Raw genomic sequence first — 10699 nt, forward strand, 5'->3', positions numbered from 1 at the left:
CGGCGAGTGTGCCGCAAAGCGACAGCAAGTGTCCAGTTCCCGGCAATAGCCAGCACGTTGCCCGAGGTTCGCGCGAAGTATGTGACCAGATAATTAAATCTGGTCACTCATTTGGAGAAAATGCCCGGCACGCGGAAAGTTATAGACCGAGTTTGCCGCGAATGCGCGTCAGAATCTGCGCGAATTCCCCGGCGTTTATCTCGCCAACGACCCGATCGCTGGTCATTTCGCTGCCGTTCGCCGCAAAGAACAGCAGCGCCGGCGGGCCGAACAGTTGATAGCGGTCAAGCAGCGTGCGCTGCTCTGCGCTGCTTTCGGTGATGTCGAAGCGCAGCAGTTTGAAGGCGCTCAATTGCCCTTGGACCTGCGGCGCATTGAGCACTTCGTGTTCGATCACCTTGCAACTGATGCACCAGTCGGCGTACCAGTCCAGCAGCACCGGTTGGCCAGCAGCCTTGGCCTCGGCCAGGGCTGCGTCCAGGGCGGCCGGGGAGGTGACGGTTTGCCAGGCATCGGCCTTGGGCACTGCACCGCTGACCGTGGTGGCGGCGGGGGACGGCAATGGGCGCAGCGGGTCGCCCTGGCCGCTCAGCGCACCGTACCAGCAGGCCAACGCATACACCAGCAACGCCAGGCCCACCAGTTGTGCCAGGCGCTGGCGTGGTGGCTTGACCACGAATTCCAGGGCACCGAGGAACAGCGCCACCCCAGCCGCCAGGAAGCCTACCAGCGACAAGGTCGCCGGCCCCGGCAGCACGCGGCTGAGCAAACCGATGGCCAGGCCCAGCAGCAAGACGCCGATAGCGTTCTTCACGGTATTCAGCCAAGGGCCGCTCTTCGGCAACCAGGCTGCTCCCCCCGTGGCAATCACCAGCAAGGGTGCGCCCATGCCCAGGCCCAGGGCGAACAGTTTGAGCGCACCGCCCAGGGCATCGCCGCTGGCGCTGATGTACAACAAGGCACCGGCCAGCGGCGCCGACACGCAGGGTGAGACCAGCAGGCTGGAGAGCACACCGAGCACGGCCGCACCCAGCAGCGAGCCGCCTGGTGTGTGGTTGGCGACGTTGTTGAGGCGGTTGCTCAGGGCTTGGGGCAACTTGAGTTCGAACAGGCCGAACATGGCCAGGGCGAACACCACGAAGAACAATGCGAAAGGCACCAGTACCCAGGCCGACTGCAGGCGTGCCTGCAGGTTCAGGCCGGCGCCGAACAGGCCCATCAGCGCGCCGAGCACAGCGAAGCTGGCGGCCATCGGCAGCACATAGGCCAGCGACAGCGCAAGGCCGCGCAGGCCACCGACCTGGCCCCGCAGGACCACGCCAGAAAGGATCGGCAGCATCGGCAGCACGCAAGGGGTGAAGGTCAGGCCGACCCCGGCGAGAAAGAACAGCAGCAGTGACTTCCAGCTCCAGCCCTGTTCGCTGCCTCCCGGCAGCGCCGCGCCAGCAGCAGGGCCGTCGCCATCAATGTCCAGCCGCGCGGTTTCCGGCGGGTAACACAGGCCCTTGTCGGCGCAGCCCTGGTAACCCACCAGCAAAGTGAAGGCGCGGGTGTCGGTGCGTGGGATCTCGATGTCGAGCACGCCGTGGTAGACCTCGACGTCGCCGAAGAACTCGTCATGCTTGGCTTCGCCCTTGGGAATGTTCGGCGCGCCCAGGGCGATGTCCGCCGGTTCCGTGCGGAAGTTGAAGCGATGGCGGTACAGGTAGTAACCGTCGGTGGCGACGAAACGCAGCTTGACGGTCTGCGCGTCAGCCTGCACCAGGCTGAGCTTGAAGGCTTCGTGCACCGGCAGGAAGTCGGCATTGTTGGACAGCGAAGCGGCGCCGAGGGTGGCGCTGGGGCGGTTGTCGAGCAGGCCCGAGGCGAAAGCAGGGCTGGCCAGCAGCAGGAACAGCAGGAAAAACAGGCGGCGCATGGCGGACTCGCGAGGTGGAACGTGCCCGCATGATAACGGAGTTGGCGGTGATTGGCAGGGCGCAGCCGACCAAGGCCTCATGCAGCCTCGAAGCATGCACCGTACCTGTAGGAGCGGCCTTGTGTCGCGAAAGGGGTGCGAAGCGCCCCCAGGATTTGTGCTGCACAACTGATAATGCCGGGGCCGCGTTGCGGCCCTTTCGCGACACAAGGCCGCTCCTACAGCGATCGCGTGTGCCTGCTAGACCCTGAAGGCACGCACTGCCTTGCTCAGCTCCCCGCCCAGGCTCAGCAGCTGTTCACCTTGTTCGCGTCCCTCGCCAATGCGCTGCAGGTTGTCTTCACCCAGCTCGTGAATCCGCTCGCTGTGATCGCGAATCTCACTCACCGCACCGCTCTGCTGCGCCGTGACATCGGCGATACGCACCGCCGTATCGGCAATCGTGCGGATCGCGCTGACAATTTCGTCCAGCGCGCCATCGGCGGCCTGGGCCTGGTTGGCGGTGGCCTCGGCATGTTCCAGCTGGGTGCGCATCCCGGCCACCGACTCTCGCGCCGCCTGCTGCAGGCGGTCGATCAGCGCCTGGATTTCGCCGGTAGCCCCGGTGGTGCGCTGCGCCAGTGAGCGCACCTCGTCGGCCACCACTGCGAAGCCACGGCCCATCTCGCCTGCACGGGCGGCCTCGATGGCGGCATTCAATGCCAGCAGGTTGGTCTGCTCGGCGATGGAGCGAATCACCGTCAACACCCCGCCGATGGTGGCCGATTCCTCGGCCAGCTGCTCGATCATCCGCGCGTTGCCCTGCACCTCGTCGACCAGCGCCCGCAGCCCCGAGAGGCTCTGGCCGATCACCGCCTGGCCCTGTTCCACCGCACGCCCGGCATCGCGGCTGGCATCGGCGGCGGAGCTGGCGTCGCCGGCCACTTGCTGGATGGTCGCTTCCAGCTCGCCCAGCGCATCGCGAATCTGCCCGGTGTCGCCGGCCTGGCGCTCGGCGCCGTCGTGCAAAGCGGCACTCATGCCGGCCAGGGCGTGGCTGCTGCCAGCGACCTGCTCGGCGTTGTGGCGAATGGTGCCGACCAGCTCCACCAGGTAGTGGCGCAGGCGGTTGAGCGATTCCGCTATATCGTGCAGCTCGCGGTTGGTCTTGCCCAGCACCACAGGCTCGGCAAAGTTGCCTTCGGCCCAGCGCGACAGGGCTGGCGCCAGGCTGGTCAGGGTGCGGGCCAGGCGCCGTTGCAAGGTGTCGATGAGCAAGGCGATGAGCAGGATCAGACCGATCATCAGCGCCTGCATGCTGCGCACTTCGCTGGCGATCTTCGCGTGCTGGCCGCGCACTTCCGGCTCCAGGCCGGCGATGCCCTGTTGCACGGCTTCCAGCCGCTGGTTGGTGCTGGCGGCCAGCGCGGTGCGGCGCTCGATCTGTTCGCGCGTGCGTTGCAGCTCGGCGGGGTAGCGGTTGAGCAGGCTTTGCAACTCGCGCTTGAGGCTGACCGCCATGTCTTCCTGTTGCCCATTGGCCTGGGACTCCAGGCCCATCATGGCAGCGAAGTCGTCGGCGCTGGATTCGGCGGCTCGGGTCACTCCCAGCAGCGGCAGGCCGTCGATGATTTGCGCCTGGTTACGGATCAGTTGCAGTTCGCGCTCGACCTCGTCGGCCAGTTCGGCGCGGCCGCTGCTGACCAGTTTGTCCCGGGCCAGCGACAGCCGGCCCAGATGCAAGCTGGCGTCGAGCAATGGCACAAGGTAGCGGTTGGCTTCGCTGCTGCCGCTGTCGCGGGTATAGGCGGTCAGCTGTTCGAAGTTAGCACCCAGTTCGCGCTCGGCCTGCAGCAGCAGCGCCTGCGGGTCGCCGGCCAGCTTGCCGGCGGCTAGCAGTTCGTTGGCGGTGAAGGCCTGCAAGGTGCCCAGGCTCGGGCGCAGCTTGCTGGCGAGTGCTGGCGGCCAGTCGGTCAATGACGCTTCGAGCTGCTTGTTGGCCTCGACGGCCGCGGCGTGGCGCAAGGCATCGCCACTGCCCAGGTAAGCCTGGATATTGCGCGCAGCCTGGTTCTGAAACTGCTGCGACAGGCCCAGGTAGCGCTCCATCAACTGATAGGGCCGCTCCAGGGCGCGTTGCGACCACCACAGGGTCGCACCCAGGGCGATGCAGACGGTCACCAGCAACAGGGTGTTGAAATTGGTCAGCCACTTCAGGCGCATAGCCGCGAACTTCCTGCGGGGGAGTCGAGAGATAGGTGCCTGAATTTATGGCGAATTTGTTACCAGGTGATGACGATGATGGCCTTGAGCTATTGCTTGCGAGGGTTACGGTTCGACCCGGACCACGCAGTTACGCCCGGCATGCTTGGCTCGGTACAACGCCTCGTCCGCCGTGCTGGCCATGCTCAGTGCATCCAGCTCATCCTCCAGTTGCACCACCCCGGCACTGAAGGTGCATCGCAGATCTTCCGGCTGCGCCGGGTACAGAATCTCGGCAAAGCGCCGGCGAATATCGTCCAGCACCTTGTACGCGGCTTCCAGCGAGGTGTTGGGCATGACGATGGCGAACTCCTCGCCACCATAGCGGCCGATGAAGTCGGTCTTGCGCAGGCGTTGCTTGAGGAACAGCGCCAGGCTCTTGATCACCCGGTCGCCCATGGGGTGGCCGTGGCGGTCGTTGATTTTCTTGAAATGGTCGATGTCGAGCATGGCGAAGCTCAGCGGTTGCCGCTCGCGGCGGGCGCGGTAGCTGCAGTCTTCGAGCAATTGCAGGATGTGCGTGTGGTTGTACAGCCCGGTCAGGCTGTCGCGGACCATGCGTGCCTTGAGGTGGCGGGCGCGGGCGGCGCGGTTGCGCACGGTGGTGATCAAATGCCGCGAGCGCACTGGCTTGGTCAGGAAGTCGTCGCCGCCCTCGCTCATCGCGTCGAGCTGCTTGTCCAGGTCGTCCTCGGCGGACAGGTAGATGATCGGCACGCTCACGTAACGGTCATTGTGCCGGATCACCTTGGCCAGTTCAGGGCCCGAGCACGTCGGCATGTAGAGATCGAGGATGATCAGGTCCGGCTGGAAATCGGCGAGCTCGACCATGGCGCGGATCGGGTCGTTCAGGCTGCGGGTCAGCATCCCGGCGCTGGCCAGTACCCGTTCGGTATGCAGGGCCTGGGCGCGGGAGTCGTCGACTATCAGCACGCGCAAGGGGTCTTGCTGTGCGTGGCTGGTCATGGCTTCGAGCTTTTCCAGCAGGCTGGAGGCTTCCAGGGTACCGGTCAGGAACGCCTGGCCGCCGGCGCGCACTGCGGCCAGGCGGGTCGGCGTATCGGCCTCGTGCAGGCTGAAGAACAGCAACGGTATGGGTTGCGCCTGGCCCCGTTGCGCCAGCGCGGCCAATGGCAAGCCAGCACCGGGGCCGGCGAAGTCGACATCCATTACGATGGCGGCTGGAGGCTGTTCGGCCAGCGATGCCAGAAACGCACTGGCGCAAGGCTGCGGCTGCGCGCTCAGGCCGAAGAATTCCAGCTGCTGGGCGAGGCGCTCGGCACGCTCGTGGTCGTGCAGCAGCAGGTAGACCGGTTTGCGTGCAGCGGGCAGCACCAGCTGGTCGGGCTGGTCGTCATGGCGCAGGCGCGTGCGCGACAGGCGCTGCAACAGCTGTTCGAGCTCCTGCGATAGGCGCTCCTGGCTCGGCTCCGCGGCTTGGGTCATGTCCTGGCTACTTGTTAGGGGGCTATGCAGGTTCGATGATGGCTCTATGCTAGCACCACTTTTTCCCCCCGTACCTGCGCCGCATCAACAAAGGCTGGTGGACGAATATTCAGTTACTGACTCATTGGTCGCTTATGCGTACGGCAGTGTCTGCTTTATAGTGCTGCGACGCGGGCTTGCCGTGGCACCCTGGCGCTGGCCTGTGGTCCAAGCCCTGAACCGTCGTGACTGATTAAGGACAAAGCCATGCTGGACTGGAAAAACCGCGAGGCCAAAGCCGAGCCCCGCGAGCGTGTGGATGGCCGCGGCGCCGCAGCCCGTAGCTACCTTGGCGGGCTGTGGAGCCGAGCCCTGGGAACCCTCATCGGGTTGTACCTGCTGGTCTGCATCGGCCTGGGCTGGTACTGGAGCCAGGAGCCGAAGCTGTTCCCGGTACAGCAGAATGCCCAGGCCGCTGCTGAGCGCAGCGGCCAGCAGATGGTGGTCGGCTACACCACCATCGAAACCCTCAAGACCGTGGCCGGCACCTTGCTGAACAAGCCGGGCGGGTACATTTCCAACGACCGCTTCCCGCCGGGCCTGTGGATGGACAACATGCCGAGCTGGGAGTACGGCGTGCTGGTGCAGGTGCGTGACCTGTCCCGTGCCCTGCGCAAGGATTTTGCCCGTTCGCAGTCGCAGTCCACCGAAGATGCCGACCTGGCCAAGGCCGAGCCGCGCTTCAACTTCGATAACAAGAGCTGGATCCTGCCTTCGAGCGAGTCGGAATTCGAAGAGGGCATCAAGTCGCTGACCCGTTACCAGACCCGTCTGGCCGCTGGCGACAAGGGCGCGATCTTCTATACCCGTGCCGACAACCTGAACAACTGGCTGGGTGACGTGGCCACCCGGCTGGGTTCGCTGTCGCAGCGCCTGTCGGCCAGCGTTGGACGGGTCAAGCTCAACACCACCCTGAAGACCGAGTCGGTCGTTGCCGGCCAGGCGCCACAGGTGGATGAAGAACTGGTGGAAACCCCATGGCTGCAGATCGACAACGTCTTCTACGAAGCCCGTGGCCAGGCCTGGGCGCTGTCGCACCTGCTGCGAGCCATCGAAGTCGACTTCGCCGACGTGCTGGCGAAGAAGAACGCCACCGTCAGCGTGCGCCAGATCATCCGTGAGCTGGAAGCCTCGCAGGAGCCGCTGTGGAGCCCGATGGTGCTCAATGGCAGCGGCTTCGGCATGTGGGCCAACCACTCGCTGGTCATGGCCAACTACATTTCCCGGGCCAACGCTGCGGTCATCGACCTGCGTCAGTTGCTGTCGCAGGGTTGAGCATGGCCATCAGCGCCAACGAGGCCGCCCACCGGGCGGCTTCCGACCGTGAACTGGTCACCTGGGTCGACGAAGCCGACCAGGTGCTTGGCGCGCTGCCCAGGGCCGAGCTGCGCGAGCGTGGCCTGATCGGCCGCTGCACGTTCATCCTGTTGTTCAACAGTGCCGGTGAGCTGTGTGTGCACCGGCGGGCCCTGAGCAAGGCGCTGTACCCGGGGTATTGGGACGTGGCGGCCGGCGGCATGGTGACGGCAGGGGAGGCGTATGATGACTCGGCTGCCCGTGAGCTGGCCGAGGAGCTGGGTATCGAAGGCGTCGAGCTGCGTTTCCATGAGCGGTTCTATTTCGATATGCCGGACAACCACCTGTGGTGCGCGGTGTATTCGGCGGTGTCGGATGCGCCACTGCGGTTGCAGTCGGAAGAGGTGATCGAGGCGAAATTCATCAGCCTTGAGCAGGCCGAGCAGGAAAGCCTGAAAAAGCCGTATTGCCCGGACTCGCTGGCCGCATTGCAGCGCTACAAGGCCAGCCTGGGATAGTTGTTTTGGCTGTCCCGGCCCTTTCGCGGGCACGCCCGCTCCCACAGGTACAGCGCCGGTCTCAAGTACGGCACAGCCCTTGTGGGAGCGGGCGTGCCCGCGAATAGTCGCAAAACATTCGCAAAATGGCGCATTCCAGTACTTAGCAAGGGCTTGATTTATCGTTACACTGCGCGCCCTTTTCGGGCTGCCGCAATTCCTGCAGCAGTAGCGCCGCCCCTGCCAGAGTGGGGCTTCGCGGTCGGCCTCAACCTTAAGGCACGACCAGTTTTTGTCCTCAGCACAGAGGAACAAAAGTGGCCAAGAAAGCTTCTTCCTTCGCCGCCCTTGGCGGTCTCGTTTACTCCACCGATGCCGGTCGGCACTGCCCCGATTGTGGCCAGCCGGTGGACGCCTGCATCTGCAAGCAGCACGTCATCCCTGAAGGTGACGGCATCGCCCGTGTGCGTCGTGAAAGCAAGGGGCGTGGCGGCAAGACCGTGACGACCGTGACCGGCGTGCCGCTGCCGCTCGACCAGCTCAAGGAGCTGGCCACCACCCTCAAGCGTCGCTGCGGTACAGGCGGTGCGCTGAAGGATGGGGTCATCGAGATCCAGGGCGACCATGTCGAGCTGCTGATCGCTGAGCTGATCAAGCAGGGCTTCAAGGCGAAAAAGTCCGGCGGCTGATACGCCCAGGCGATTTTTTGCCCAACGCTTTCTAAACTCGTTCCCGTGATCCGGGTCTACCCAGGGCACGGACGAATCGTCATTTTCGGCTTTTACACTGCGCCCGCCTCCTTGCGGGGCAGTGTCTTCGACTTATCTATAGGGGACTTCAATGTCCGTACGACGCACACGCAAAGACGATGGTAGCCAATGGACCGTGGCCGACAGCCGCAGTGTTTATGGCATCCGCCATTGGGGCGCTGGTTATTTCGCCATCAATGAAGCCGGGCGCGTCGAAGTGCGCCCCAACGGCCCCAGCAGCGCGCCGATCGACTTGTTCGAGCAGGTCGACGAGCTGCGTCAGAGCGGCCTGTCGCTGCCACTGCTGGTGCGCTTCCCCGACATCCTGCAGGACCGCGTGCGCCAGCTGACCGGTGCCTTCGATGCCAACATCGCGCGCCTGGAATACCAGAGCCAGTACACTGCGCTGTACCCGATCAAGGTCAACCAGCAGGAAGCGGTGGTGGAAAACATCATCGCCACGCAGAACGTCTCGATCGGCCTGGAAGCCGGTTCCAAGCCTGAGCTGCTGGCGGTGCTGGCATTGGCGCCGAAAGGCGGAACCATCGTCTGCAACGGCTACAAGGACCGCGAATTCATCCGCCTGGCGCTGATGGGCCAGAAGCTCGGCCATAACGTGTTCATCGTCATCGAGAAAGAGTCGGAAGTGGCCTTGGTGATCGATGAGGCCGCCGATCTCAAGGTCAAGCCACAGGTAGGCCTGCGCGTGCGCCTGTCGTCGCTGGCGTCGAGCAAGTGGGCCGACACCGGGGGCGAGAAATCCAAGTTCGGTTTGTCCGCCGCCCAGCTGATCTCGGTGGTGCAGCGCTTCCGCGATGCGGGCCTGGACCAGGGCATCCGCCTGCTGCACTTCCACATGGGTTCGCAGATCGCCAACCTGGCCGACTACCAGCACGGTTTCAAGGAAGCCATCCGCTACTACGGCGAACTGCGGGCGCTGGGCCTGCCGGTCGACCACATCGATGTCGGCGGCGGCCTGGGCGTGGATTACGACGGTACCCACTCGCGTAACGCCAGCTCGATCAACTACGACATGGACGACTACGCCGGCGTGGTGGTGGGCATGCTCAAGGAGTTCTGCGACGCGCAGGGCCTGCCGCACCCGCACATCTTCTCCGAGAGCGGTCGCTCGCTGACCGCGCACCACGCGATGCTGGTGATCCAGGTGACTGACGTCGAGAAGCACAACGACGACGTGCCGACCATCGACAACAAGGAAGCCCTGCCAGAGACCGTGCAATGGCTGGTCGACCTGCTTGGCCCGACCGATATCGAAATGGTCACCGAAACCTACTGGCGCGCCACCCACTACATGGGCGATGTGGCGGCGCAGTATGCCGACGGCAAGATCAGCCTGGCCGAGAAGGCCCTGGCCGAGCAGTGCTACTTCGCCGTGTGCCGGCGCCTGCACAACTCGCTTAAGGCCCGCCAGCGCTCGCACCGCCAGGTGCTGGACGAGCTGAACGACAAGCTGGCCGACAAGTACATCTGCAATTTCTCGGTGTTCCAGAGCCTGCCGGACACCTGGGCCATCGGCCAGGTACTGCCGATCATCCCGCTGCACCGCCTGGACGAAGAGCCAATGCGTCGTGCGGTACTGCAGGACCTGACCTGCGACTCCGACGGCAAGATCAACCAGTACGTAGACGAGCAGAGCATCGAGACCAGCATGCCGGTGCACGCAGTCAAGGAAGGCGAGGATTACTTGCTGGGTGTGTTCCTGGTTGGCGCCTACCAGGAAATCCTGGGCGACATGCATAACCTGTTCGGTGACACCGACTCGGTGAACATCTACCAGAATGCCGATGGCAGCGTGTACCACGCCGGTATCGAGACCCATGACACCATCGAAGACATGCTGCGCTACGTGCACCTGTCGCCGGAGGAGTTGATGACTCACTACCGCGACAAGGTGGCCAGCGCCAAGATCAGCGCACGTGAGCGGACCCAGTTCCTCGATGCGCTGCGCCTGGGCCTGACTCGCTCGTCCTACCTGTCGTCGTGATCGCCAAGGCCGCTCCTGCAACCGCTGTACGGCTTTTTTGTGGGAGCGGCCTTGCGTCGCGAAATGAGGGCGAAGCCCTCACCGAGTTCACACGCGGTAATGAACCTCTCTGAAGGCTCAGCTCCACCGCGTCTACCTTTGAATGCAATGTTCAAAGGAGAGTGACATGGAAAGTCCTAGCTCCAATCTGTTGCGGCGAGGCCGCTGGTCAGCATCCCAACACCTTTATTTGATTACCACCAACACGCGAGATCGTATCCCGCTGTTCAGTGATTTTCGCTTGGCCAGAACAGTGATCCGGCAATTACGCAAATGTGATGAGGATAAAGCCTGCAGATCTCTGGCATGGGTGCTGATGCCAGACCACCTGCACTGGTTGATCGAACTGGCTGACGTCGATCTCAGTGATCTGATGTGTGCATTCAAATCGCGAAGCAGCTGTGCGCTCTATCGAGCAGGTGCTGACCGTCGTCACATCTGGCAACCCAGTTTTCACGATCGGGCCTTG

At 64.0% G+C, this 10699-nt stretch carries 8 protein-coding genes; 5 read left to right on the forward strand and 3 right to left on the reverse strand.

The features are described 5' to 3' along the window. Positions 1–139: 139 nt before the first annotated feature. The 3 genes from APH33_RS20160 to APH33_RS20170 form a co-directional block, all read right to left on the reverse strand. On the reverse strand, positions 140–1918 hold the full coding sequence (locus APH33_RS20160; RefSeq protein ID WP_054886849.1) for a protein-disulfide reductase DsbD: 1779 nt from the start codon (positions 1916–1918) through the stop codon (positions 140–142). A gap of 240 nt (positions 1919–2158) precedes the next feature. After that, complete coding sequence (locus APH33_RS20165; protein ID WP_054886850.1) at positions 2159–4120, reverse strand: methyl-accepting chemotaxis protein; 1962 nt, start codon at positions 4118–4120, stop codon at positions 2159–2161. 105 nt (positions 4121–4225) lie between these two features. Next, a complete protein-coding gene (locus tag APH33_RS20170) occupies positions 4226–5605 on the reverse strand; it encodes a diguanylate cyclase (RefSeq protein WP_054886851.1) in 1380 nt (459 codons plus the stop codon). A gap of 246 nt (positions 5606–5851) precedes the next feature. Here APH33_RS20170 and APH33_RS20175 point away from each other — a divergent pair, with 246 nt between their 5' ends. The 5 genes from APH33_RS20175 to APH33_RS26880 all read left to right on the forward strand — a co-directional run. Beyond that, complete coding sequence (locus APH33_RS20175; protein ID WP_054886852.1) at positions 5852–6919, forward strand: DUF2333 family protein; 1068 nt, start codon at positions 5852–5854, stop codon at positions 6917–6919. A 2-nt stretch (positions 6920–6921) separates the two neighbouring features. Continuing rightward, positions 6922–7458 carry an NUDIX hydrolase gene (locus tag APH33_RS20180; protein ID WP_054886853.1) on the forward strand — a complete coding sequence of 179 codons (537 nt, stop codon included), beginning with the start codon at positions 6922–6924 and terminating at the stop codon, positions 7456–7458. 296 nt (positions 7459–7754) lie between these two features. Beyond that, on the forward strand, positions 7755–8126 hold the full coding sequence (locus APH33_RS20185) for a translation initiation factor Sui1 (protein ID WP_054886854.1): 372 nt from the start codon (positions 7755–7757) through the stop codon (positions 8124–8126). 151 nt (positions 8127–8277) lie between these two features. After that, positions 8278–10191 carry an arginine decarboxylase gene (gene speA, locus APH33_RS20190; RefSeq protein ID WP_054886855.1) on the forward strand — a complete coding sequence of 638 codons (1914 nt, stop codon included), beginning with the start codon at positions 8278–8280 and terminating at the stop codon, positions 10189–10191. A gap of 166 nt (positions 10192–10357) precedes the next feature. Next, the coding region (locus tag APH33_RS26880; RefSeq protein WP_082433668.1) for a transposase at positions 10358–10699 on the forward strand (342 nt) is incomplete at its 3' end.

Origin of the sequence: Pseudomonas sp. NBRC 111130 (assembly GCF_001320485.1) — a bacterium.
GTDB lineage: Bacteria > Pseudomonadota > Gammaproteobacteria > Pseudomonadales > Pseudomonadaceae > Aquipseudomonas > Aquipseudomonas vlassakiae.